Below are 25,137 nucleotides of genomic sequence, written 5' to 3'. Positions count from 1 at the left end.
TTCATTTTGGGTATTAACGTTTAACAGAACGTGACATACCAGCAAAACGTTGTTTGAACTTGTCGATACGGCCGCCAGTGTCAACGTTCTTTTGCTTACCAGTGTAGAATGGGTGGCAAGCTGAGCATACGTCTAGGTAAAGAGTTTCTTTACCAACAGCTGAACGAGTTTCGATTACGTTACCACATGAACAAGTAGCAACTAGTTTTTCGTATTTTGGGTGAATATCGGCGCGCATCGTCGATTACTCCATTAAGATGAAAGAAGGTTTTGCTGTCATCGCAATTGATCACTCTCAAATATTGAGGAAGGGCCAGAAACAGGATTCAGGCAGATCAACACCACAACAGACCATTCTTTTGGCCCACCGAGACGGATACCGTCAGAGCTAAGCACAACAAGTTGGGCAGTATTATACGGCAAACAAAAGCAATAAGCGAATTATTCTTCTGTATGTACCGCCTGTTTGGCCCAGAGATTCGCAATCACACCGCAGGCCATAAGCTGGATTTGATGGAAAATTATAATCGGTAAAACTATCATACCAAGTGGCTGACCAATAAACAGAATCTGTGCCATCGGTACACCACTGGCCAGCGTTTTTTTAGAACCACAGAAGAACACCGTTTTTTGGTCGGCACGATTAAAGCCTAACCAGCGTGGAATAAATAGCGACAATAGCATTACGATGGTCAATAAAACCGAACATGCCAGCAGCAGCAAGAGCAAAGTACTTAAGCTGACTTCACGCCAAAGTCCAGCCACCACCGCACTGCTAAATGCCCCATAAACCACCATCAGAATTGAGCCCTGATCGAATACCTTGACGATCTTCGGCATTTTTTGCATTTTTGGGAAGATCCAGGGACGTAGTAACTGACCTAAAATAAAAGGCACCAATAACAGCAGTGTAATCTGCAGGATCGATACCGTCGGATCGAAACCGTGCTGGGATTGTCCAAGAATAAAGAATGCCACCAGCATCGGGGTAATGAACATCCCGATAATATTGGAAAATGAAGCACTACAGATCGCACCAGCAATATTTCCTTGAGCCACTGAGGTAAAGGCGATCGAAGACTGTACGGTTGATGGCAAGAAGCACATAAACAGGAATCCCCAATATAATTCCTGCCCCAGCATTGGCAATAATATTGGCTTTGCCAGCAAACCTAGAATTGGAAAGAGTGCAAAGGTCAACGCAAAGACCAAAGTGTGTAATTTCCAGTGCATCAAGCCTTCAATTACGGCTTCACGCGAAAGCTTGGCACCATGTAGGAAAAACAGGATCGCGATGGCTGCTGTGGTGATCCAGCTAAAGACTTCAGCTGCCTGCCCTGACACTGGCAATACACTGGCCAGTAACACCATAACAAAGAGCAAGATCGTAAAGCGGTCCAATGCCAGCAGTTTAAGCATCTGATGTCCTTCCCTCAAAATTTTATTATTCGATAAAAAATACCCGGCTATCTTAACAGATGCCGGGTCCATGTTATGCATTCAGATTGATGTAATATTTTCATCCATACATGAATACATTTCACATATATCGCTTTATAACACTTAGTTATTACGTGCGTTGTTGTCTTGCTGGATTAGCTCGATTTTATAGCCGTCTGGATCTTCCACAAATGCAATGACAGTGACACCGCCTTTCATTGGGCCAGCTTCACGAACGACATTGCCACCACGTGCTTTGATTTCTTCACAAGCTTTATAAGCATCATCTACCGCAATCGCAATATGACCGTAGCCATTGCCTAGGTCATAGCTTTCTGTATCCCAGTTATGGGTCAGTTCAAGCACAGTGTGATTTTCCTCATCGCCATAACCCACAAAAGCCAAGGTAAAACGACCTTCTTCATAATCACGCTTACGAAGTAAAGTCATACCAAGAACTTCAGTATAGAACTTGAGTGATTGTTCCAGATTGCCTACACGTAACATGGTATGCAGCATGCGCATATTAATCATCCTTATTTACAGATTGTTTTTGGTGTTCACCGAGCAATTTTGCCACCCAAACGACCAGAATCAGGATTGGAATCCCGATTAAAGTGGTCATCAGGAAGAAATTCGGATAACCGATATTGGTCACTATAGTACCCGAATATCCACCTAAAATCTTAGGAGTCAAGGTCATGAGTGAGCTAAAAATAGCATACTGAACAGCGGTAAAGGACACACTGGTCAGACTGGACAGGAAGGCAATAAAAGCAGCGCCTGCGAGACCTGCGGCCAGATTATCGACAATAATTGCAAAATATAGCCACCATGAACTATACGGTTTAATCACTTTACCTTGAATTTCAACATTCTCGCCTGTTCCAATTGTAATCGGCTGAATATCAATATCCATCGGATTGGCCTGAGTCTGCGACAAGTCCACAGCATATGAATGCTGCTGGGTCACTATTGGCTGCTCCTGCTGCATTAAGCTTGCATTGATTCGCTTCACAGGTGCAGTAATCAGTTTCTCGGCAGGAATAGCAGCACTAAAGACACGCTCTTCATCCAGCTTGGCATCGAATTTATCGCCATTCAGCTCTAATACAATTTTTTGCTCTGCAGTTAAATCCGGCCCTAGATACTGACCGCGAACCACGATGCTATTCTCCTGCTCATTGGCACTGATCAGGTTATCTGTGGTAACAGGCAGAAGCTGTAATTGTGCTGCTTGCGAAGCATTCTGTTGCAGATAAGGCAGGTTGACTTGTACTGCATCTGCCGGATGATTCAGATAATGTGCACGAACCTGAATCTGTTCGGCCTCTTTAAAAGCAGTAGTGGGTACATTCAGTTTCCAGTAACCGACTTCATCTGTATCTGCTCGAAAGGTTTGCTGACCTACCTGAACTTCGACCTGCCCCAGCTTTTCACCAGACTTCACTAAGCCAATAAAAATCAGATTGGTTGAACAGGCCAGAATTGCGCCTACAAACATCAGTTTCATGATGTTCATTTTCTGGGCCAGCAAGCCACCTAAGAAACCGCCAAGCAGAGAGAAAATCACCCCATACACTTTCACGGCTTCAGCAATCTGCTCCTTGCTGAAATTCAGATCCTGATAGAACACATTGGAAATCACACCGGCAATAATATCGGAGACCCGATAGAAACCGATCAGCAATAACAGCACCAAAGCCAGCTTTAAGCCATAGCGATCAAAGAAATCTGCTACGGGATTGACCCAGGTTTCGAATGCCATTTGCTTATTCACAGCACCCATTTTGACCAGAATCGTACCCACACCGAAAGCGACAGCACCTGAACCGATAAAGCGTAAAGCCTCAAAACAGAACAAGGCAAAAGTATCTTGAATCGCCCATTGCTCAGTGAAACTCGATACCAAGTCACCGGAATAGACATAGCTCAAAACAAAGCTGATGACAGCCACAAAAAACACGCCGACCAGACGGAAATAATCGCTACGCTGATAATCTTTACGTGCCCGATCCACTTGAGGCTCACGGATGACCAGTGTGGTAATAATCCCAACCAGCATAACCGCTGCCATCGCCAGATAAGTCCATTTCCAGGCATCATAGATATAGTTGCCTTTGGCCGTACCTAAATACGCCGCCAGAAACAGAGCCCCAGCCCCAGCCACAATCATCCCGATCCGGTAACCCGCGTTATAGGTGGAAGCCAGTACGGTCTGCATCTGGGTTTCGGCCAGCTCGATACGGTAAGCATCAATGACAATATCCTGTGTTGCCGCTGAGAAGCCTAGCAGAACGGCACCTAGTGCCATCTGCTGTAAATGTGCCTGCCCCAATGCTGGATCTGAAAAAGCCATAATTGAAATCGCAGTTACAATCAGGATCTGGGCAATCAATAGCCAGGCTCTTCGTCTACCCAAAGCTTTAGTCAAAAATGGGACAGGTAATTCATCGATCAGTGGCGCCCAGACGAACTTGAATGAATAGCCAAGGGCAGCCCAGCTGAAAAAGGTCACGGCACTTTTACTGATTCCGGCTTCACCGAGCCATAAAGACAAACTGGAAAAAATCAAAAGAATCGGGACACCGGCTGAAAATCCGAGAAACAGCATGATCAGGGCACGTCGATCCAGAAATGCTGTAAATGCGGATTTCCAACCCGTCGTTTGTGTTGTCATTGCCTTGTTATTTTCCACGAAAACCAATTGCTGCTATTCAATCCTTTAATAACGTATCTTTCAACAAAATTTATATATTTCTCGCATACCCGTTTTTTATTTTGTGGCAAAACTGACATGTTGGCTTGAATTTTTCAAGTAAATCTGTATACCTTAAACCTTATCCACGTCATATTTCGTTTTGGACTTTCAACAGTGACTCAGAGACTCGATCAAATTCATTCTTCAATTTCAAGTAATACAACTATATCTCAACAAAACATCAGCTCCGACCTACTTATCTCAGCCTTTGAACAAAGCGAAATTACACCAACCCTTGAAAAGACATGCCTGAAACCGGCACAACTGACGCGTATTGCCGATCCGGATAAAATCCCGGCATCGACCAAGCGAATCAAGCCTTTAAATAATTTTCTAGGCCAGGACCGTGCCCGTGCTTCGGTTGAAGCCGGTATTGCCCTGCCATATTCAGGCTATAACATCTTTGCCGTGGGTACAGCTGGACTCGGTAAACGCACCATGGTGAAGCGTTTGCTGCAGCAACATGCCAAAACCATGCAAACGCCAAATGACTGGGTCTACGTCAATAATTTTCAGAATCCTCGTCAGCCTATCGCACTGGAATTTCCAGCCGGTCAGGGGCCCAAGTTTCAGGCGATGCTGCATCAAAGCTGGCAATCCATTCTAAAACAGCTTGAACGTCGTTTTACTGCGGAAAGCTATCACAACAGGATTGAAATGATTCGCCAGGAAACGGGTGATGAACAGCAACTCGCCTTGATCGAACTAACCCGTGAAGGTGAAGAACTCGATCTGAAACTGATTTCCCGCAATGATGAACATTGTTTTGTGCCAATTCATCTGAAAGATGACAAAGTACAGGAAATGTCTCAGGAAGATCTGAATGCTTTAAGCAATAAAGATCGTGCTGAGATTGCTTCTAACATGCGTTACATGGACAAGAAACTGGAACGCCTGGGACTTCATTTGGGTGACCTGGAAGATGATGCGCGTGACCGTGTTCAAGTATTGAACCGTGATATCGCTAAACAGGTAGTCATGCCACGCGTTGAGCAGATGCTGACTAAATTCAAGCATGTCGAAGGTCTGGAACAATATCTGAAGCAATATGCTGAAGACATTATTAATAATGTTGAAATTGTACTGGAACAGGAAGAAGACGATTTTACCCCTGCCCAGTTTAGCCGCGTACCAGCGCGCTTCCAGGCCAATGTGATTGTCACCCATAAGCCAAATAGCGGTGCACCCGTTATTTTTGAAGATTTCCCGACGCATTACAATCTATTGGGTCATGTGGAACAGTTGACCCAAAATGGTACGATTACTACAGATTTCACACTGATCCGTCCCGGCTCCTTGCATAATGCCAATGGCGGTTTCCTGATGCTTGAAGCTGAACAATTACTGGAACAGCCATATGCATGGCAAGGTCTGAAACGTGCCCTGAAATCTGGGCATCTCAAGCTTTCATCTTTAGAGCATATGCTGACTCTCACCGGTAGCATTTCCATTGAACCAGCTTCTATTCCGCTGAATATCAAAGTGGTGCTGCTGGCAGAGCCAGAAATTTATTATGAAATTCTGGAACTTGAACCAGAACTAGGCAGTATCTTTAAAATCCGTGCTGATTTTACCGATACCTTGCAACGTAATGATGAAAATGAGCAAGCCTATATGCAGCTCATTGCTGACTATGTGCAATCAGATAAATTATTACCATTTGACCGTTCTGCATTATCTGCTCTGCTGACCGACTCAAGCCGTCAGGCTGAAGATCAGAGTTCCCTGTCACTACATGCATTAACGCTGGGCGACCTGATTCGTGAAGCGCATCATCATGCATTCGAAGCGGGTGATAAGATGGTGTCAGAAAAGCATATCAATACCGCACTGGATCATCGTAAATATCGCTTAGGCTATTTACGTGAGCTATTCTGGCAAGATCTGACCCGTGGCACTCAACTGATTGAAACTCGCGGTCATCGTCTAGGCCAAATCAATGCGCTGTCTGTGATTCATTATGCAGATGTTGAATTTGGTCTACCTTCACGCTTAACTGCTTCTGTATATCAAGGTGGCGGTGATATTCTGGATATCGAACGTAGTGTAGAACTTGGCGGTTCTTTGCATGCTAAGGGCGTCCTATTGATGGCCTCTTTTCTAAAAGCCCATTTTGGTCGTGAACAGACCCTGCACTTCTCTGCCGCTTTAGCTTTCGAACAAAGCTATGGTCAGGTGGATGGTGACAGCGCGACAGTTGCTGAACTTTCAGCGCTGATTTCTGCGATTAGTCAGTTACCGATTGACCAGTCCTGGGCGATTACCGGTTCTATGAACCAGCTTGGTCAGGTACAACCGATTGGTGGAGTTAATGCGAAAATTGAAGGTTTCTTCGATGCCTGTAAGCTGCAAGGCCTGACAGGTAAGCAGGGTGTGATTATTCCACGACAAAACATGCAGCATCTGATGTTACGTAAAGATGTTATTGCTGCGGTCGAAGAAGGTCAGTTCCATATTCATGCCATTGATAATATCGCGCAGGCTTTGGAAATTCTAATGGCACGTCCGGTCGGGACTATGGACAAGAAAGGTCGTTATAGCAAAAACTCGATCTTTGCTGCTGTGATGGACCAACTCGAATACTGGCAAGCCATTGAAGATGGTGCCGAGTTTGAGGAAGAACCTAAGAAAAAGAAAGAAAAGAAGAAAAAGAAAAAAGATAAGGCGCCTATAAAGGAAGTTCAGACCGATCCAGATACCTTAGCTGAGGCCTTGGTTGCTGAATCAAAAGAACTGGAAAAATCTGAGGATCAGGCAAAAGATTAATTCTGCCCCCTGCCTCACTATTCACCCATAAAAAAAGCGCTTCTTTCGGAAGCGCTTTTTCATATCTATCAGCTTAATCCAAGGATTAAGCTTCAGGTGCTGGACTGTATTGCTCTACTAAAGGCTGTAATTCACCTTTTTGGAACATTTCTAGCATGATGTCACTACCACCGATCAATTCACCATTGATCCAAAGTTGTGGGAATGTCGGCCAGTTCGCAATTTGTGGCAGAGTTGCACGAATATCTGGGTTTTCCAGAATATTAACATAAGCAAATGGACGACCAATTTGACTGAGTGCTTCTACCGCACGTGCAGAAAAACCACATTGTGGAAATTGTGGTGTGCCTTTCATATAAAGAAGTACTGCGTGCTTGGCAATTTGGTCACGAATTAACGCTTCGGTATCGCGTGCTTGTTCAGTCATTGATAAATCCTCAACTAATCTGTCTCGCATTATACCCAAAACAGAGAAAAACAGTACGTCTAAAGTAATAAATCCATTTTTATTTACAATTACCCTTTAAATCTGACCAAGTTTTTGCTTATATAAGTTTTTCTTTCCACCTAACAGTAAAGAGTTAGTCATGAACAATATTACCCTCGCTCCGGTACAAACTGATCAACCTTCACATTTGATGCCAGTCTTTGGTCGTCAACCGATCAGCTTTGTCCGAGGACGAGGTGCATATCTTTATACCGAAGATGGTACAGAGTATTTAGATGCCTTAACTGGGATCGCCGTTTGCGGTTTGGGTCATGCTCATCCAGTGATTGCTGAAGCAATTGCGGAACAGGCTGCAACCCTGATTCATACCAGTAACCTGTTTGAAGTGCCTTGGCAAACTGCTGCAGCACAGAAACTGGCTGAAGTCGCTGGCATGGAAGAAGTTTTCTTCTCCAACAGTGGTGCAGAATCGAATGAAGGTGCGATCAAAATTGCGCGTAAATTCGGTCATATGCAAGGTATTGCGTCACCAAAAATTATTGTAGCTGACAAATCTTTTCATGGCCGTACGCTGGCAACCCTGTCTGCAACCGGTAACAAAAAAGTTCAACAAGGCTTTGGTCCATTGGTTGAAGGCTTTATTCGTGTACCTTTTGGTGATATTGAAGCCATTGAAGAAGCTGCAATTAACCATCCGGATATCGTGGCTATTCTGGTTGAACCGATTCAGGGTGAAGGTGGTGTCAACACTGCACCGCAAGGCTTTAGCTACCTAGAAGAAATCCGTCAGATCTGTAATCAGCACAACTGGTTGATGATGCTGGATGAAGTACAAACAGGTAATGGCCGTACCGGTAAATATTTTGCTTATCAGCACACCAATATTGTGCCGGATGTACTGACCACAGCTAAAGGTCTGGGCAATGGCTTCCCGATTGGTGCCGTGATGACTCAAGGTCGTGGTGTCGGTGTTTTGACTGCGGGTAACCACGGTTCGACTTATAGCGGTACTGCATTGGGTTCACGCGTGGTTTATACCATTATCGATATTATGCAAAAAGAGAATATCGTGGCCAATGCCGCTGAAAAAGGTGCATATATTGTTGAGCAGTTACGTAACCAGCTTGCAGATCATCAAGTGACTGTACGCGGTTTCGGTCTGATGATCGGGATTGAGTTGCCTAAAGACTGCGGTGAGCTGGTAGATATTGCACGCGATGAATACAAAACCATTATCAACGTGACTGCAGGTAATGTCGTTCGTCTGTTGCCTACCCTGAACATTACTCAGGAACAGGCTGATCAGCTGATCAAACGTTTAGTGAAAATGATCAAGGCTTATCTTGCTTAAGTCTATCTTGAACAACAAAAAAGCCGCTTTAAAGCGGCTTTTTTGTTTATAGGGAATTTATGATGCGACTTGTAACAAACGTCCACCAGAGATCTGGCTAAAATATTGTTTCAATGCCTCCAGACAGCGCAGGACTTTAGTCGGTTGCTGTTCTCGATTAGGCATAACTGCATAAAGGGTGACTGGCGGAAGTTTCCATTCAGGCAAGACTTCAATCAGTGAACCATTTAATAAATCTTTTTTAACATCAAGATATAAAATCTTGGCAACCCCATTGCCTTGCAGGCACATGGCTTTTGCAACCAGGCTGTTATTGGTACTAAAGCGTGAGCTCAGTTCAAATTCAACCTTTTCTGCACTATGCACATGCTGAAAACTGAAATTCTGATGATTTTTAATATGCGTTAAAGGCAAAACATCATGATGTTTCAGGTCTTCAGGACGCGAGATAATGGCGGTCTGGTTAATATAGCTTGGCGCAGCAACAAGAATCTGTTCAATCTGCATTAATGGCACAACCTGAAGGTTGTGATCATCATCGTTCTGGTCAAATCGCAGGGCAATATCAATACGCCCTTCCAACAAATCAACCTCATGATTGTTTGTTTCCAGGTGGACTGTCAGGCCACGGTGTGCGGACATCCAGTGAGAAAGTGCAGGAATCACATGATTCGCACATACTTCCGGTAAGGATACAATACGAAGTTCACCAACAAGATCATCACGTAACTCGTTAATGCGAACCTTTCCACGCTCAGCAGCAGACAACATTTCCTGGCAGCTGTGAAAAAAAGCTTGTCCCGCTTCGGTCAGACTTAATTTTCTCGTAGAACGATTTAGAAGTACAACTTCCATATCCTGTTCCAAAGAGCGAATTTGTTGACTCACGGCGCTGGTTGTAATCCCTAGCTCACGTGCAGCACCGCTAAACGAGTTCTTTTCCACAACACAAGCAAAGACACCCATTGCTCGAAGTTGATCTAACATAAATTCCCCTCTAAACTTATGAGATGCTTCATCTTTTGATAAAAGCAACTCATTGTATTATACGGTGAAATTTACGTTTTGCATTATTTATTTAATTATTTGGTAAAACTGCTGTTGGATTAATCGGTTTTCCGTCTAAGCGAACCTGAAACTCAAGCATAGTACGGGTTGTACCAGTCGCCCCCATCTCGGCAATTTTTTGACCAGCCGTTACATTTTGGCCACTTTTCACGCTTAATTTACTGTTATGCGCATAAGCGGTGATATAGCCATTAATATGTTTAACTAATACCAGATTACCATATTCCTTCAGGCCATCTGCTGCATATACCACCTGCCCATCTGCTGCAGCAAAGACCGGATCTCCGACATTACCGCCATAACGGGTACCTTTGATATTTGCAGTCAGATCATAGTTTTGTAATACCGGACCATTTGATGGCTTGACCCAACGTAATCCCGCTGCTGTCGATACTGGGGTAATCGGTGCAGAAGTAGTGGTGGCAGGTTTTGGCGTAGTCTTAACAGTCGTTGGAGCTGGAGTGGTTGGCGCTGAAATCGCAATCGTTTGACGCTGAATCGGGGCAGCTTGGGTAACAGGTTGAGTCGCTGTAGTACGGCGCGCAGTAGTGTTATTTTTCAGGCGAATCGACTGACCCACATAAATACGATACGGTGGAGCAATATCATTCATCTCTGCCACACTGATATAGCTCAGACCATAACGTGCTGCAATGCCACTCAAAGTATCCCCAGAGCGTACCGTATAGAAGTCAGGCGCTGCGGCATAGCGCGTCATATTATTGACCTGAGGTTTAGTGGCACAACCAGTAATAATCATTGTGGAAACAACCACAGTGGACAAAACCAGAGTTTTGATGAAGCTGGATGGTGAAGCATGAATGAAGTATTTCGGTGACACCAAGGACATTATCTTCCTCTCTAACATCTATACGGTTGCAAAAACCCAGTAAGATTAGCAAAGTTTTACTACAATATACTTGTAAGCTTTCATTTTTCACAAACTTATAACATTCATTAGATTTTATTTAGAATCTGGGCTTGCAAAGTGTGAAGTGTGTCATAGTTTGTGGCATCCATCTGAATTGGCGTCACGCTTACATAGCCATTGGCAATTGCAAAAAAGTCTGACTCGATTTCAGTTCCTTTATGTTTTGGCATTGCGACTGCTTCACCCGATAGCCCAATCCAGTAAACCTGACGACCACGTGGATCTACATGACTGGTAATCGGCTTGGACTGGCTACGGCGTCCCTGAAAGGTCACTTTAGTTCCTTTCAGCTCAGCCACATCAGGAATATTCACATTAAAAATATGACGCTCAGGCAAAGTCGGCAAACCTGCCGCAATAAAATCATGTACCCATTGCGCTGCAATGCGATAATCTTCTGGTAAGGTATAAGATCGAACGTTTTGCCCACATAGAGAAACTGCTAATGCAGGTTGTTTGGCCAGACGGCCTTCAAATGCAGCCCCCACCGTACCCGAGTACAGCACATCATCTCCCAGATTGGCACCACTGTTAATGCCGCTGACCACCAGATCGAATTCAACATCAAATAAGCCGTTCATGGCCAGATAGACACAGTCAGCCGGCGTGCCATTAACCGCCCATACATCGGGAGAAATCTGGATCGGTCTTAATGGTCGGTCTAAAGTCAGTGCACTGGAAAATCCGCTACGTTCACTTTCTGGAGCTACCACCACAACACGTCCTAAAGGCCTCAAGGCCTGCGCCAGTGCCTGTATACCTGGTGCAAAAACGCCATCATCATTGGAAATTAATATATTCACTGCAAAATCTCGTTGAGCTAAAAAATGACTCGCTAGGACATTTCATTGTATTAGTTCAGGAATTATATATATTTGTAGCACGATATCCATTAATACATATGGCTTAAGATGATGAAAAAATTCTCTCTTTGGGGTACTTTGGCTTTAAGTTTGGCAACTTTTGTTTCTCCTGCAGTTATTGCCAATGATTTGACAGCTGAAGAAAATGACATGATCGTGAAAGAAGATGTCGCATCTGCACAGGTAATGATTGAAGTATGCCCGGGCATTATTGGTCAGAATGCAAAATTCGATACAACGATTCAGCAGCTGATTCAATCTTATCTAAAAGAATACTCAGACAAATCGATGACCTATCAAAAACTTCAGGCAGACAGTGAATACAAGACTGTGCTTGAAGAAGCACGTCAAGGTGCAAAACAGACTGCAAAAGACGAACAAAAAACAGCGTGTGAAGACGTTTTAGCTTATCAGGAATAAGGTCTTTCTCACTGAAATGAGACGATGCCAGCATCGTCTTTTTTCTCTTACACATTTCTTCATAATTCTACAGCTTCACTACATTTCCCCTCTTTTCAATTTTGAAAATATCTTTAAGCTAACAAATTATTGTTCTACATGTAATTTTTGAGTTTTTTGATGAAACATACATTAATTAAAAGTTTAAGTTTATCTGTTGTTGCTGGTATGACACTTTGGGGAAGCTCGGTTTATGCAGCAAATGAAAATATTGAAGTCACCCCGAGTCAGGAAATCACCAAGCAAGAATTAGCTGCAATTTATGTCCTTTCTGAAATTTGCCCAAGCATGGTCAAAGACAAAGCAAAATTCAATCAGGGGTATAACCAGCTGGTGACTGAATATTTGCCCGGCCAAAAAAATCCGGTTGAGCGCCTGAACCAGATGGTAAAACAGTCAGATTTCCGTAACATTCTGGCCGAAGCACAGAGTGATGCCAAAAAGGCTGGCAAGAAAAAGAATCAGGCCATTTGCAATGAGTTGGTGAGCTACAGTAAATAATCCACTTTTTGCGTGATTGCTTACAATACTTTTGAAATAACCCCGGGTTTCCCATAGAAGTCAGCCTAGCTTTGTCCTAAAATGCTAGGCTCTTCGTGCTTACATCAAGATATTGGAACCCACTAGAAATGACCCAAAAAACTGCCCTTGCTGCATTATTATTAATTCCTAGTTTTAGCTTTGCAGCAACTGTCTTATCTGCACCACCAGAATTGAATAATAAATCTTATGTGCTAATGGACTACGAGACAGGGCAAATTCTCGCATCAAAAAATGAAAATGAAAAATTAGCCCCTGCTTCAATGACCAAGATGATGACCAGTTACATCATCGAGCAGAAGTTATTAAGTGGTGAGCTGACTGAAGATGAACAGGTTCGCATGAATGAATCTGCATGGTGCCGTGGTAGCAGTGCAGAATCATGTATGTATGTACCTTTAAATGGTACGGCGACTGCACTAGAAATGTTGCGCGGGATTATTATCCAGTCCGGTAACGATGCATCTAAGGCGATGGCTGAACATATTGCAGGGAACGAGGGTACCTTTGCACATATGATGAACCAGGAAGCGAAACGGATTGGCATGACCAATACCAGCTTCATCAACTCGACTGGTATGCCAGCTGAAGGCCATTATTCGACTGCGAAAGATATGGCAACTTTGGCTCAGCACATCATCAAAGACAGTTCAAAATACTATCCAATCTACTCTGAAAAAGAGTTTACTTTTAACGGGATTAAGCAAGGCAACCGTAATGCCCTGCTCTATACTGATCCAAGTGTAGATGGTTTGAAAACTGGTCATACTGATGAAGCCGGTTACTGCTTAACGACCTCTTCAAAACGCGGTCCGACTCGTCTGATTTCAGTGATTTTTGGTGCACCAACCATGAATGAACGTGCATCACAAACACGTGAACTTCTGGCTTGGGGTTATGCGAACTTTGAAACCAAAAATGTTCAGCCAGCTAAACAGGTTCTAGCCAAGTCTAAAGTCTGGTTTGGTAAGGAAAATGAAGTTCAGATCGGCCTTGCAGAAAACTTTAACGTGACTATGCCTAAAGGTCAGGCCAATGCCATCAAGACTCAATTGGTCGTTCAGCCTAAACTGACTGCGCCTTTACAACCAGGTCAAGTCGTAGGTAAATATGTGGCGACTTTAAACGGTAAAGTAATTGCTGAGAAACCACTTGTTGCGCTGAAAGCAGTTGAAGAAGCTGGTTTCTTTGCCCGTATGCTGGATCATATCAAACAATTCTTTAGTAACCTGTTCTAATATTTATTATCAATATTAGATCTTACTAAAGCCAAAGCACACATTCATCGAATGTGTGCTTTTTTATTTTATAATGCTTATAAACTTTCAGGATGATACTGACATGAGCCAAAACATTCGCCCTTATCTGGATACTCGCCCGCAAGTCGCTGACTCCTGTTATATCGATCCGATGGCGGTGGTCGTAGGTGATGTTGTTTTAGGCGAAAATGTATCTGTATGGCCTTTTGCCGTAATTCGTGGTGATGTGAATCATATTCGTATTGGCAAGAACTCGAATGTACAGGATCATTCCATGTTGCATGTGAGTCATAAAAAGGCGGATAAACCTGAAGGTTCACCACTGATTATTGGTGAAGATGTGACGATTGGTCATCATGTAAAATTACATGGCTGTACCATTGGTAATCGTGTTTTAGTGGGTATCGGTACAATTATTCTCGATGATGTAATCGTTGAAGATGATGTGATGATTGGAGCGGGTTCACTGGTACCACCGAATAAGGTATTAGAAAGTGGATACTTGTATGTAGGCAGTCCAGTCAAAAAAGTGCGTCCACTGACTGAAAAGGAAATAGCTTTCTTGCCTTATTCAGCACAAAACTATGTGAAAGTCTCAGGCCATTACAAATAAATCGATAAATTAAGGCTACTTTACGTAGCCTTATTTAAATCAAGGAATAACCACATAATCATTCTTAAAACTATTGGCTTCAAAGTCTCCCTCTACCAGACGCACAAATTTCTGGTCAATTCTGTTCAGTTCTAAACAATCATCCACATCAATCACGGCATCGGTATGAGGTTTAAACCAGGTCTTTTCAATGGCCAGCTTGCCTTGCGCTTTAGCTTCAGTTTTATTTTTAGCAGCAACAACCAGATATTTATGGATTTCACCAAACTGATCTGGCACATAAGCACCCAGATTGATCAGGAATAATTTTAAACCCTGTTTTACAGGTGTGTCTGTCACCTGAACCTGATAATTCAGATCCTGATAGTTGACACCATTGATCGTCATCCAGCCATCGACATGCAGGCCTTTTTGCAAACCAAACCATTGCTGCTTCAAATATGGGAAAGCTGTCTTAATATCTGAACTAATGACCGGAATTACGTCATGTACTTCTACATTGGCTTTTTCATGCTTGCCGCCCAATAAAGTAATGTAGAGCTTGAGTTCAGACATAAAAAAATCCTTTAAAAGTAAAATAGAGAGACTTTAGCCGCATAGTGTAAATGAAACTTACTCGTTCAACTTCAAGTAAATCACTTCATATTCTTAAAATTCTTAAATTCACTTAAATCAGCCTCAATACAGTGAATAAACAATCCTAATTTGATCTATTTTTAAGCAAGCTTATTTGTATTAAAATAAGGTCCAAATTCCCCTTCTCTTATAAGTGAGTCACGCCAATGAAGTAAGTCTATTTTTCTCATCAACGATTATTTTTAGATTGATGTGCAAAATAGATCGTCTGGCTTGATCTTTTCTAGAAAAAATCTCTTGTTTATTTTGTGCATCCTGTATTTATGAGGTTATTTATGACTCAACAGGCATGTGTAATATCCAATCTGACTTTAGAATTCCCTTCCAAAGTCATATTTCAGAATTTAAATTTTACCCTTCCTAAAGCTCAGGTCAGCGCTTTAATTGGCCGTAATGGACAAGGTAAGTCTTTGCTCATGCAGCTTTTGCATCAGACTCAGCATTCTACTCCACATTGCTCAGGTCAAGTTTCCTGGCAAATGCATCATGCCTATCTACCACAATTGCATCGGTTAAAGGCAGCCACAATTGCTGAAGCACTCGAAGTAAGTCAATTACATCGTGCTTTTAAAAATGTTGAACATGGTACAGCCAGTTTCGAGGATTATGAGCTACTTGAGGATAGTTGGCATTTACCGCATGAATGGCAGCAACTGTTGAGCTCAGCACAATTACCCACCGATCTGGACTTTCCTGTGCAATATTTGAGTGAGGGCCAAAAGACCAAACTTGCTTTATGTAGCTTGTTCTTAAAGCCTGAATATTATTTATTGCTGGATGAGCCAAGCAACCATCTGGATCGTGAAGCACGGACATGGTTAATAGAGTATTTAAAGTTACATCCTGCTGGTGCGTTGATCATTAGTCATGACCGGACTTTTCTAGATCAGGTTGATCATATTTATTATTTAAATGAGCATGGATTACAGCACTTTACTGGAAACTATGCGGAGTTTTTTGAACAGTATCAGAAAAATGTCACTTCACTCGAACAGTCAATTCAGCAGAGTCAGCGTGATATTAAACAGATGAAGCACAAGCAGCATGACGTTTTAATGAAAGCACAAAAGCGGGAACGTGCCGGAAACAAATTACGTGATTCGAATTCCCAAGCCAAAGTGCTTTTAGACTTTAAAAAAGAACAGGCTGGTCAAAGTATAGGTAAAGTTCAGGCACAGCACCAACGGCAAATTTCCAATGAACAATCTGAGTTAAAAGTTCAAAAGCAGCAACTTGAAAAGATAAAACCTCAGCTATTTCAATTTCCAGACCTTAAACCACAGTCTGGTGAAATTCTGCGGGTTAAAGAGTTAAAGCTTCCTTTTGGTACTCCACAGCCTGTGAATCTTGCTTTAAATGCACGTGAAAAAATCCATATTGCAGGCCGAAATGGAATTGGTAAATCCACTTTACTGAAACTGATCGCCCAACAAAAGCAGCAACCTTTGGATCAAATCTTTTTGGCACGAAGCTGTTTTTATCTGGATCAAAATTTTGGTTTTCTCAATGAGACACTAAGTGCAATTGAAAATTTAAGGCAGATAAATCCTGATTTTCCGGAGGTGGAATGGCGTAATCTGTTGGGTCAACTTAGAATTCGTGGTGATAAAGGTACTTATCCTTTGTCTCAGTTAAGTGGTGGTGAAAAGCTGAAAGTGGCGTTATTAGGTCTTAGCCAGGTCTCTCCTCAACCCGAACTTTTATTATTGGATGAGCCAGAAAATCATCTGGATATTGAGTCTAAAGCTTTGTTGGCACGTGCAATTCAATCTTATACAGGCGCTGTGATTTTAGTTTCACACGATGAACAGTTTGTGCGTGATTGCGGGATCACTGAAGTATTCAAAATGAATGAATAATCTTCATCAAACTTATATATGTAAAAGCCACCTCAATGGGTGGCTGATCAATCACAGGAAATAAGCTTATTGATTTGTAGTCACACTCTGAGAATATAAATTTAATAAGTATTTTGACAGTATGGTATTCCCTACAAATAGAGAGCCTGATTCACTTAAGTGACCATAATCCACCTGAAGCAGATCTTCTCCTTGAGCTGCACGAATCCGACATTTGTATTGCTGCTGAACATCATCTTTTTTACATAGATGATCAATGAGGGATATATAGGTAATTCCCTGAGGATATTTTAATTTTTTCATTTTCTCGTCTACCTGAACTGCTCTTAGATCCAGCCCGGCATCAAATATAAAATCTTCAGCACTATTCCAGTTTTTCGGTTTCACCATCACTTTCGGAAGCGAAGGTTTCCATTGTGAAATTGGCCCCACAATGACGATATTGGATACGCCAAGCTGAAGTAAACTTTTCCCGATATTTTCCCAATTGGTTTCGTCGTGTTTTAGGGCTTGGGTGATGACCACAATTTTGGGCTTAAGTTCTGCGATGCTCTTTAGCGCCAGTTTATTGGAATAATCACAGGCTTCTTTATAAGCTCCTTTATGATAGTTAATCTCGGTTAAAGATGCGCGGCAAATGGAAGAGGTTTTCTGATAAAAAGGGATATCATTGGATTTCAGTAATGTCCTTAGCCCTAAAGAAAGTGCCTCAGCATGAGAATCTCCCCATAAGAACACTCCGCCTTCCTTTTGTTTCGTGATACAGACCGGATCAGGATCATAACTATTATGCTCAGTCAGACTCACGTAAGTATCACATTTTAGCCAGTACGCCTCCCTTAAATTTTTGAATTTTTCATTATAATAATCTAAGAATTTTGCCTGTTCTGAGGCTGCACCTTGGCGCAGATCTGTATTAAAACCATTAAATATATTTAAAGTAACTCCTAAGCTCATGAGCACTAGAGAAAAATAAAGCGGTTTTATACGATAAATATCTTTCCACTGATGGTATGAAGGTAATTTAATCTGTTCAATATACTTATAGCTCAGAAAACCTAACACTATAGAAAGTACTATTCCGGCATACACATAATATTCAGGCAATGAGTAGATATAGATCAGAACCACCAAAGGCCAGTGCCAGAGGTAAATAGAATAAGACCAGGTCCCTAATTTTTGAAACACAATATTATTGGTAATAACGCTGTCATTTCGATGTGACTGAATCATCAGAAAAGTGCCGATAACAGGAAAAACTGCCAGATAGCCAGGCCACAAATCTTCTGCTGAAATGAAGAAATAAGACCCCAGTATAAGTGCCAATCCCGTTCCTTCCAGCAACCTTTTCTTATTTTCCTGCAAGGTCAAAGGGTAAAGATAAGCAATTCCCCCGATCATCATTTCCCAGGCTCTGGTAGGTAACAGGAAATAAGCCGGGTTTGGCCATTTATAGGTAGCGATTATTGATAGGATGAATCCTAAAATTGTTCCTGCCAGCAGCATAAATTTCATGGTCTGGATGGACATGAACTTGCGCATGGCAATGAGAACGAGCGGATAAATCATATAGAATTGCCATTCGACGGAAAGTGACCAGGTATGTAATAACCACTTTTCGTGAGTGCCTGCCTCAAAATAACCGGATTCCTTCCAGTAACTGATATTGGATAAAAAAGTCATGCTACTCGCAGCATGCTTACCCAATAACTTGTAATCAAAAGGTGTCAGATAAAACCAGCCAAAAATCATTAATACCAGACACAGCGCGGCCAAAGCCGGAATAATCCGATTCGCACGAGCCACATAAAATTTCAGAATAGAAAATTTTTCATGTTCTAAATCTTTAAATATGATTCCAGTCATTAAAAAGCCTGAAATCACAAAGAAGACATCTACTCCAACAAAACCGCCAGGCATCCAGGCCGCATTAAAATGAAATAGCATGACTGCAATCACGGCAATTGCTCTGAGGCCATTAATGTCTGTTCTGAATTTCATTGGAATCCTGTCCTATAAAGCCTGTTATTTATTTTAATTGTTATGAAATACTGCTAATTTTTATTAAATTTTATTTTAAATCAAATTCTTATATTAAAGCGTAGAATGCAAATATTACTGTTTTAGTATTTTATGTACTCATTATATTCTACGTTTTCTTTTTCGCCAAATACATTTATTGTTAATCATCTAAATTAAAATCCCGAGTATCGACATAGCCACCGCCGCCTAAATTTTGTAGAATACAGTTTTTATTCCATGGTGCTCCTTTATGACCGCTTGGACTGCTCACGTCACTGTTGCAACTGTCGTCGAAAAAAATGGAAAATTCCTGTTCGTTGAAGAACATACTGAAGGTGTCACCCATACCGTATTCAATCAGCCAGCAGGCCATGTGGAGGCAGGTGAAACCATTGTCGAAGCAGCTATTCGTGAAACCATGGAAGAAACCGGCTATCAGGTTAATGTCATTGATCTGATCGGCATCTATACCTATACCCCACCGATGTTCCCGGATCGTACCTATTTCCGTTTCTGTTTGAGAGCAGAAGCCATCAGCCATGATGAAAATGCTGAACTGGATACCGGTATTGTCGGTGCAGTCTGGATGACGCTGGATGAACTGATTGAAACCGCACGTGCTCGCAGCCCATTGGTGATTAAAGCCGTGCAGGATGCCCAAGCTGGCAAACGCTATCCTTTATCGCTCATTTACGAGCACCAAAATTCTCCCTTAATTTCAAATTTGGATGCCTAATCCTATGCAACAACGTGTCATCGTCGGTATGTCTGGTGGTGTAGATTCATCTGTGTCTGCAGCTCTCCTCCTTCAACAGGGTTATCAGGTTGAAGGTCTTTTCATGAAAAACTGGGAAGAAGATGACGGCACAGAATACTGTACGGCAATGGAAGATCTTGCCGATGCACAAGCCGTTTGCGACAAGATCGGGATTAAACTGCATACTGCCAACTTCGCGATGGAATACTGGGATCGCGTGTTCGAGCATTTCCTGGCTGAATATGCTGCTGGCCGTACGCCAAACCCGGATATTTTGTGTAATAAAGAAATTAAATTCCGTGCCTTCCTGGATCATGCGATCAATCTCGGCGCCGACTTTATTGCCACCGGTCACTACTGTCGTCGCGGCGAGACTATGACCAATTCACGTGGTGAGCAATATGCTCAATTACTGCGTGGTTATGACAATAATAAAGACCAGACTTACTTCCTGCATGCGGTTCATGGTCGTGAAATTAATAAGACCCTGTTCCCTGTCGGTGAAATTGAAAAACCACAAGTACGTAAAATTGCAGAAGAATTAGGTCTGGCAACAGCCAAGAAAAAAGATTCTACGGGTATCTGTTTTATTGGGGAACGTCGCTTCAATGACTTCTTGAAGCAATATTTACCGGCTCAACCTGGAAAAATCGTGCTGGAAGATGGCAAAGAGGTTGGTGATCATCACGGCTTAATGTACTATACGCTCGGTCAACGCGGCGGGATCGGTATTGGCGGTATGAAAGGCGCGGAAGAAGGTGCCTGGTTTGTGCTGCATAAAGATATCGAAGGCAACCGTCTGGTGGTGGGTCAAGGTCATGAACATCCACTGATGCAAAGTACCATATTGTGGTCTGAAGCGATTGACTGGGTAGCCGGTGAACAGGATATTCCTGAATCAGGTTTCCGCTGTACGGCAAAAACCCGCTACCGTCAGCCTGACCAAGCGTGTACTATTTTCAAGGATCCAGAAACACCAAATGGTGTTCGTGTTGAATTTGATGAGTCGCAACGTGCTGTGACCCCGGGTCAAAGCGTTGTATTCTACTCAGGTGAAGTTTGTTTAGGTGGTGGCGTGATTCATCATACCAATGCGCCTAAACCTGATTTTATTAAAGGATGATTTCGGCATGACGGAGTTACCGTTTCAACAAGCCACAACGTTGAATGTTCGTCAAAATCGTGCATTGGCGCTGGCAGGGGTTTTTCAGGCCACCCAGCTGACGCATATGACTGCATTGACGGGACAGCAAAGCATTGGTGAAAGCGGTAATTTCTATTTTGAGCAGTTGATTAAAGCCAGTTTAAATATCCGTCCAAGTGGCAAGTTAAATGCCCAGACCTTAGACTTCTTTAATCAGCTGGCCGATATTTCCCTCGGTTTAAAAACCCTGGAAAGCAGCATTACCCAACCTTTTAATACGTCCCCAAAATCCAGACTTCCAAAACTTTCATCGACCAAACTTCCAATGTCCTATGCCATGGCACTTCTTCAGTTAGAAAAGAAGGTCTATAGTAATCCCAAGTTTGTTGAAATCATCGAACAATCCCAGCAAAAAATCCTCAGACAGCTCTCCTTCTTCGATAACAATTACATGCATCCCAGCATCATTGCCAACCTCGCTCAGACCTATGTCGATACCGCCGGACAGATCAATCCGCGGATCATGGTGCGTGGCAATGCTGAAGCCTTTAAAGATTCCGGTCATACCAACCGCATCCGTGCTTCACTCTTTACTGGACTGCAGATGGCGCACTTATGGCGTCAGCTTGGTGGCAGTTCATGGGGCATGATTTTTGGCAAGCGCAAGCTGCTACAGGATATCCAAAATCTCGCGCGCTTACAGTTTCAGGTGATCTAAACCATGTTGTTGTACGCGCACCGTTTTTCGTTTAATTCCAAAATTTAGGGAATCGATATGAACGCTTTAACTGCACTTTCTCCATTAGATGGACGCTACGCTAGCAAATGTGATGCGCTGCGCCCTTTTCTTTCTGAGTTTGGTCTGATCCATGCTCGTGTGACTGTTGAAGTGCGTTGGTTACAAGCGCTTGCCAACCGTCCTGAAATCACTGAAGTGCCAGCTTTCTCATCTGAAACCAATGCTGCACTTGATGCGATTGTTGCAAACTTCTCTGAAGAAGATGCCAACCGCATTAAAGAGATCGAACGTACTACAAACCATGACGTGAAAGCGGTTGAGTATTTCCTGAAAGAAAAAATTGCAGGGATTGAAGAGCTGAAAAATGCAGGTGAATTCATTCACTTTGCATGTACCTCTGAAGACATCAATAACCTGTCTCATGCTTTAATGCTGAAAAATGGCCGTGATGTTTTAATCGCGTCTATGCAACAAATTATCGATTCAATCGTGGCTTTGGCTGAGACTCACGCTGAACAGCCAATGCTGTCTCGTACTCACGGTCAAACTGCCAGCCCAACCACTTTGGGTAAAGAAATGGCGAACGTGGCTTACCGTCTGGCTCGTCAAATCAAACAGTTCAAAAATGTTGAATTGCTGGGCAAAATCAATGGTGCTGTAGGTAACTACAATGCACACTACTCTGCTTACCCAGAAATCAACTGGCCTGCTCACTCACAAGCTTTCGTGGAATCTTTAGGTCTGACTTTCAACCCGTACACCACTCAGATCGAACCGCACGACTATATGGCGGAACTGTTTGATGCACTGCGTCGTTTCAATACCATCCTGATCGACTTTAACCGTGACGTTTGGGGTTATATCTCTCTTGGCTTCTTCAAACAAAAACTGAAAGAAGGCGAAGTGGGTTCTTCTACCATGCCGCATAAAGTGAACCCAATCGACTTTGAAAACTCTGAAGGTAACCTGGGTATTGCAAATGCCGTATTGGCTCACCTAGGCGAAAAACTGCCTGTATCTCGCTGGCAGCGTGACCTGACTGATTCTACTGTTCTGCGTAACATGGGTGTTGGTTTTGCACAAAGCTTGATCGCATTTGAAGCTTGCTTAAAAGGTATCGGTAAACTTGAACTGAATGCTGCTCGTATTCTTGAAGATCTTGACCACGCACAAGAAGTTCTGGCTGAACCAATCCAAACAGTAATGCGTCGTTATAACGTTGAAAAACCATACGAAAAACTGAAAGCACTGACTCGTGGTCAAGCGATGACTCGTGACATGATGGTGAGCTTCGTGAATGGTAATGAGCTTGAAGCAGTTCCTGCTGCAGACCGTGCACGTCTGGCTGAAATGACCCCTGCAACTTATACAGGTAATGCTGCTGACCAGGCAAAACAAATTAAAGACTTAATTTCTAAAATCTAATTTAGATAATTAAGACCAAAAGCGAGGCTCCGGCTTCGCTTTTTTTATTTATAATTATTTTCAACTTTAAAACAAAACGACAGATAACAAGATGATAGATCATCGATTGAGCGGCAAACATTTGATCAGCCTGGGGGTTTTGGTGGCTGCGATCATTGTTGCCAGCATTCAGCCTCTGGAAATGCAATCCTATTTACTGCATCAGACCGGTACCCTATTTATGATCGGTATGCTGATTTTCTGCCTGTATAAAATCGGACTCAGTTTTCTTAGTTTTAATCTGTATATTCTGTTTTTATTCATCCATATCGTTGCAGCACATTATCTATATTCTTATGTGCCTTATAATGACTGGATTCAGACACTGTTTGGCTTTGACCTAAATGCTCTCATAGGCTGGTCTCGCAACATGTTTGACCGTTTTGTGCATCTGGTTTTTGGCCTGTTGCTCTATCCTGTTTTTTATCGACTATTTCAGGTCTGGTTACCCCAGCAAAAACCATTCACCATTTTTCTTTTAGTCATTCAATTTGTGATGGCAACCAGTCTGATTTATGAATGGATTGAATGGCTGATCGCCATTGGCTTATCACCTGAACAGGCGGAAAGTTATAACGGCCAGCAAGGTGATATGTGGGATGCCCATAAAGATATATTATTAGCGACAGTTGGGGCGATGTTTACTGGTGGATTGATGTTAATTCCAGTAAATAAAAAAGCCCACTAAAGTGAGCTTTTTTATTTGCTGGAATTAAAGACTTAGATTTTATATTTTCTTATTTTAAATTATGGAAGTGGGCAATATCGCTGCCAATCATCTTTCATTTTTTGCAATTCATTACCCGTCAATATCTCGCTGTAATAAATATAATAGGTGGCATCGGGATATTGAATCTCATGTCTGTACATAATTCCACGTAGAGAAACAGGCAACTCTTCTGGGAAGTCATCCGCTAAATTCAGTTCCTCAAATTCATAGTTAACCCGAATCCTGCTTAAGCCGATGACTTCATAATTTGAATTGTTGGCTTATTTTTATGGATCAGTTGATATGCACACAAGGGCGCGTAAATCCCTCCTAGAAATCCATGAACACTACGTGCTTTGCTTGTCACTAAATTGTACTGACCTTTCAATAAACTGAATAAAGTCTCTATCTTATTGCGCTGTTTTAAGTGATATTTATCTGACTCAGAAAGTTGTATAGCCTGCATATTTTTTCGATGATAGGTAATTAAATCAATACCTTGCTCTTTCAACCTACTCTTCAGTTCTTGAATAATATAGCCACGATCTCCATACAACTTTGCTTCCATCTCTTGAACGAGTCTCTCAACCATTTTGATATCAGCCAAATGTCCATTGGATAAAGCAGAACAAGCAATTTCACCAAATTGATTCATCACAATATGTAATTTACAGCCATAAAACCAGCCCATCGAGCTTCTACCACATGATGCAATTTGGACTAATGATTTATGGCGTTGAATACGTTGATTTTTACAAACTGGCAGAGTTGTTGAATCAATCCATAAATATTGTGTACCTTGGCCTTTCATTAGCGCCACATGTAAAGCGTGTAGAGCTAATTGATGTCTATTAATCAGATGAATCATCCGTTGGTAACAGGGTAAGCTTTTAAATAAATGATTTTTTATCCTGTTTCAACCATGTGAAAAATGCTTTAAAATTAGTAAAATGAGAACATTTATACCAGATCGCGATAAAAGTGATTTCTGAGATACTCAAGTGAGCGGTTCGGACTCTGGAGAAACGACGACTTTGTTTAAGGAAATTCCAGTAGGTTGCTTCAAATTTAAGAAAGAAATCATCAATTACGCAAAATAATTCGGTACTATTAAACATCGGGACTAGAGTTTTAAGTTTTGTGTGGTAACTCAACTGATGGCTCTAGTCCTCTTATTTTTCAAGTCAATTTTTTATCCGCGATTCGGGTTAGTTAAAATAACAATTTTGGATTGCTAAAAATGCTTCAGCCACGGTCATCTTTCTGCTCTTAATGGAAATATGCTTCATTTTAGCTGATGAGCAGTAA

The 25,137-nt window shown here is 42.3% G+C and carries 23 protein-coding genes and 1 pseudogene; 12 read left to right on the top strand and 12 right to left on the bottom strand.

Annotated features, from left to right (window positions below; genetic code table 11):
- Nucleotides 1–13 precede the first annotated feature (13 nt).
- The 4 genes from rpmE to O4M77_RS05355 all read right to left on the bottom strand — a co-directional run bounded on the left by rpmE (nucleotide 14) and on the right by O4M77_RS05355 (nucleotide 4,120).
- Nucleotides 14–238, bottom strand: a complete 225-nt coding sequence (gene rpmE, locus O4M77_RS05370; protein WP_004782616.1) for a 50S ribosomal protein L31 — start codon at nucleotides 236–238, stop codon at nucleotides 14–16.
- Between the two features lie 203 nt (nucleotides 239–441).
- Entirely contained in the window at nucleotides 442–1,419 is a 978-nt protein-coding gene (locus tag O4M77_RS05365) for a bile acid:sodium symporter family protein (protein ID WP_323713970.1), read from the bottom strand.
- 144 nt (nucleotides 1,420–1,563) lie between these two features.
- Nucleotides 1,564–1,965: a lactoylglutathione lyase gene (gene gloA, locus O4M77_RS05360; RefSeq protein WP_004782618.1), complete on the bottom strand. Its 402-nt coding sequence runs from the start codon at nucleotides 1,963–1,965 to the stop codon at nucleotides 1,564–1,566.
- 1 nt (nucleotide 1,966) lies between these two features.
- Nucleotides 1,967–4,120: an AmpG family muropeptide MFS transporter gene (locus tag O4M77_RS05355; RefSeq protein ID WP_180130452.1), complete on the bottom strand. Its 2,154-nt coding sequence runs from the start codon at nucleotides 4,118–4,120 to the stop codon at nucleotides 1,967–1,969.
- Nucleotides 4,121–4,315: 195 nt separating this feature from the next.
- On the opposite strand from O4M77_RS05355, the gene O4M77_RS05350 reads away from it, so the two are divergent.
- Nucleotides 4,316–6,967 (top strand): ATP-binding protein, encoded by a 2,652-nt coding sequence (locus O4M77_RS05350; RefSeq protein ID WP_323713969.1) that lies wholly within the window; start codon nucleotides 4,316–4,318, stop codon nucleotides 6,965–6,967.
- A gap of 85 nt (nucleotides 6,968–7,052) precedes the next feature.
- Here the strand turns inward: O4M77_RS05350 and grxD are convergent, their stop codons facing one another.
- Nucleotides 7,053–7,394 (bottom strand): Grx4 family monothiol glutaredoxin, encoded by a 342-nt coding sequence (gene grxD / locus O4M77_RS05345; protein WP_034702064.1) that lies wholly within the window; start codon nucleotides 7,392–7,394, stop codon nucleotides 7,053–7,055.
- A gap of 160 nt (nucleotides 7,395–7,554) precedes the next feature.
- On the opposite strand from grxD, the gene O4M77_RS05340 reads away from it, so the two are divergent.
- The gene (locus tag O4M77_RS05340) at nucleotides 7,555–8,766 is read left to right on the top strand and encodes an aspartate aminotransferase family protein (protein WP_323713968.1); all 1,212 of its coding nucleotides are present in this window, start codon (nucleotides 7,555–7,557) and stop codon (nucleotides 8,764–8,766) included.
- A gap of 57 nt (nucleotides 8,767–8,823) precedes the next feature.
- On the opposite strand, the gene O4M77_RS05335 is transcribed toward O4M77_RS05340, so the two are convergent.
- The 3 genes from O4M77_RS05335 to surE form a co-directional block, all read right to left on the bottom strand.
- Nucleotides 8,824–9,753, bottom strand: coding sequence for a LysR family transcriptional regulator (locus tag O4M77_RS05335; protein WP_034702058.1), 930 nt, complete (start codon nucleotides 9,751–9,753; stop codon nucleotides 8,824–8,826).
- A gap of 91 nt (nucleotides 9,754–9,844) precedes the next feature.
- Nucleotides 9,845–10,684, bottom strand: coding sequence for a peptidoglycan DD-metalloendopeptidase family protein (locus O4M77_RS05330; protein WP_323713967.1), 840 nt, complete (start codon nucleotides 10,682–10,684; stop codon nucleotides 9,845–9,847).
- 107 nt (nucleotides 10,685–10,791) lie between these two features.
- Complete coding sequence (gene surE, locus O4M77_RS05325) at nucleotides 10,792–11,568, bottom strand: 5'/3'-nucleotidase SurE (RefSeq protein ID WP_125278414.1); 777 nt, start codon at nucleotides 11,566–11,568, stop codon at nucleotides 10,792–10,794.
- 108 nt (nucleotides 11,569–11,676) lie between these two features.
- Here surE and O4M77_RS05320 point away from each other — a divergent pair, with 108 nt between their 5' ends.
- From O4M77_RS05320 to O4M77_RS05305, 4 genes are all read left to right on the top strand, one after another.
- Complete coding sequence (locus tag O4M77_RS05320; RefSeq protein WP_004782632.1) at nucleotides 11,677–12,048, top strand: MCR_0457 family protein; 372 nt, start codon at nucleotides 11,677–11,679, stop codon at nucleotides 12,046–12,048.
- Nucleotides 12,049–12,207: 159 nt separating this feature from the next.
- Nucleotides 12,208–12,588 carry an MCR_0457 family protein gene (locus O4M77_RS05315; RefSeq protein ID WP_004782633.1) on the top strand — a complete coding sequence of 127 codons (381 nt, stop codon included), beginning with the start codon at nucleotides 12,208–12,210 and terminating at the stop codon, nucleotides 12,586–12,588.
- A gap of 128 nt (nucleotides 12,589–12,716) precedes the next feature.
- Complete coding sequence (gene dacC, locus O4M77_RS05310) at nucleotides 12,717–13,865, top strand: D-alanyl-D-alanine carboxypeptidase PBP5/6 (protein WP_004782636.1); 1,149 nt, start codon at nucleotides 12,717–12,719, stop codon at nucleotides 13,863–13,865.
- A 103-nt stretch (nucleotides 13,866–13,968) separates the two neighbouring features.
- Entirely contained in the window at nucleotides 13,969–14,499 is a 531-nt protein-coding gene (locus O4M77_RS05305; protein WP_125278412.1) for a gamma carbonic anhydrase family protein, read from the top strand.
- 39 nt (nucleotides 14,500–14,538) lie between these two features.
- Here O4M77_RS05305 and O4M77_RS05300 read toward each other — a convergent pair whose 3' ends face one another.
- A complete protein-coding gene (locus tag O4M77_RS05300) occupies nucleotides 14,539–15,054 on the bottom strand; it encodes a DUF1543 domain-containing protein (RefSeq protein WP_323713966.1) in 516 nt (171 codons plus the stop codon).
- Between the two features lie 356 nt (nucleotides 15,055–15,410).
- On the opposite strand from O4M77_RS05300, the gene O4M77_RS05295 reads away from it, so the two are divergent.
- Entirely contained in the window at nucleotides 15,411–16,994 is a 1,584-nt protein-coding gene (locus tag O4M77_RS05295; protein ID WP_284879237.1) for an ATP-binding cassette domain-containing protein, read from the top strand.
- 66 nt (nucleotides 16,995–17,060) lie between these two features.
- On the opposite strand, the gene O4M77_RS05290 is transcribed toward O4M77_RS05295, so the two are convergent.
- Complete coding sequence (locus tag O4M77_RS05290) at nucleotides 17,061–18,953, bottom strand: acyltransferase family protein (RefSeq protein ID WP_323713965.1); 1,893 nt, start codon at nucleotides 18,951–18,953, stop codon at nucleotides 17,061–17,063.
- A 313-nt stretch (nucleotides 18,954–19,266) separates the two neighbouring features.
- On the opposite strand from O4M77_RS05290, the gene O4M77_RS05285 reads away from it, so the two are divergent.
- The 5 genes from O4M77_RS05285 to O4M77_RS05265 all read left to right on the top strand — a co-directional run bounded on the left by O4M77_RS05285 (nucleotide 19,267) and on the right by O4M77_RS05265 (nucleotide 23,808).
- Nucleotides 19,267–19,752 carry an NUDIX hydrolase gene (locus O4M77_RS05285; RefSeq protein ID WP_284879235.1) on the top strand — a complete coding sequence of 162 codons (486 nt, stop codon included), beginning with the start codon at nucleotides 19,267–19,269 and terminating at the stop codon, nucleotides 19,750–19,752.
- Nucleotides 19,753–19,756: 4 nt separating this feature from the next.
- On the top strand, nucleotides 19,757–20,896 hold the full coding sequence (mnmA, locus tag O4M77_RS05280) for a tRNA 2-thiouridine(34) synthase MnmA (protein ID WP_034703632.1): 1,140 nt from the start codon (nucleotides 19,757–19,759) through the stop codon (nucleotides 20,894–20,896).
- A gap of 7 nt (nucleotides 20,897–20,903) precedes the next feature.
- Nucleotides 20,904–21,635: a high frequency lysogenization protein HflD gene (gene hflD / locus O4M77_RS05275; RefSeq protein WP_004782648.1), complete on the top strand. Its 732-nt coding sequence runs from the start codon at nucleotides 20,904–20,906 to the stop codon at nucleotides 21,633–21,635.
- Nucleotides 21,636–21,692: 57 nt separating this feature from the next.
- Nucleotides 21,693–23,081 carry an adenylosuccinate lyase gene (purB, locus tag O4M77_RS05270; protein ID WP_034703634.1) on the top strand — a complete coding sequence of 463 codons (1,389 nt, stop codon included), beginning with the start codon at nucleotides 21,693–21,695 and terminating at the stop codon, nucleotides 23,079–23,081.
- A 91-nt stretch (nucleotides 23,082–23,172) separates the two neighbouring features.
- Nucleotides 23,173–23,808: a DUF2238 domain-containing protein gene (locus O4M77_RS05265; RefSeq protein WP_323713964.1), complete on the top strand. Its 636-nt coding sequence runs from the start codon at nucleotides 23,173–23,175 to the stop codon at nucleotides 23,806–23,808.
- A gap of 59 nt (nucleotides 23,809–23,867) precedes the next feature.
- Here the strand turns inward: O4M77_RS05265 and O4M77_RS05260 are convergent, their stop codons facing one another.
- A complete protein-coding gene (locus O4M77_RS05260; RefSeq protein WP_323714090.1) occupies nucleotides 23,868–24,086 on the bottom strand; it encodes a hypothetical protein in 219 nt (72 codons plus the stop codon).
- Nucleotides 24,077–24,947: pseudogene (locus O4M77_RS05255) on the bottom strand (IS982 family transposase). The gene O4M77_RS05260 and the pseudogene O4M77_RS05255 overlap by 10 nt, the downstream one beginning before the upstream one ends.
- Nucleotides 24,948–25,137: the final 190 nt, after the last annotated feature.

The organism is Acinetobacter sp. YWS30-1, from assembly GCF_033558715.1.
GTDB lineage: Bacteria > Pseudomonadota > Gammaproteobacteria > Pseudomonadales > Moraxellaceae > Acinetobacter.
Note: the sequence above shows the minus strand (reverse complement) of the source record. Positions and strands in the feature narration are given on the sequence as shown.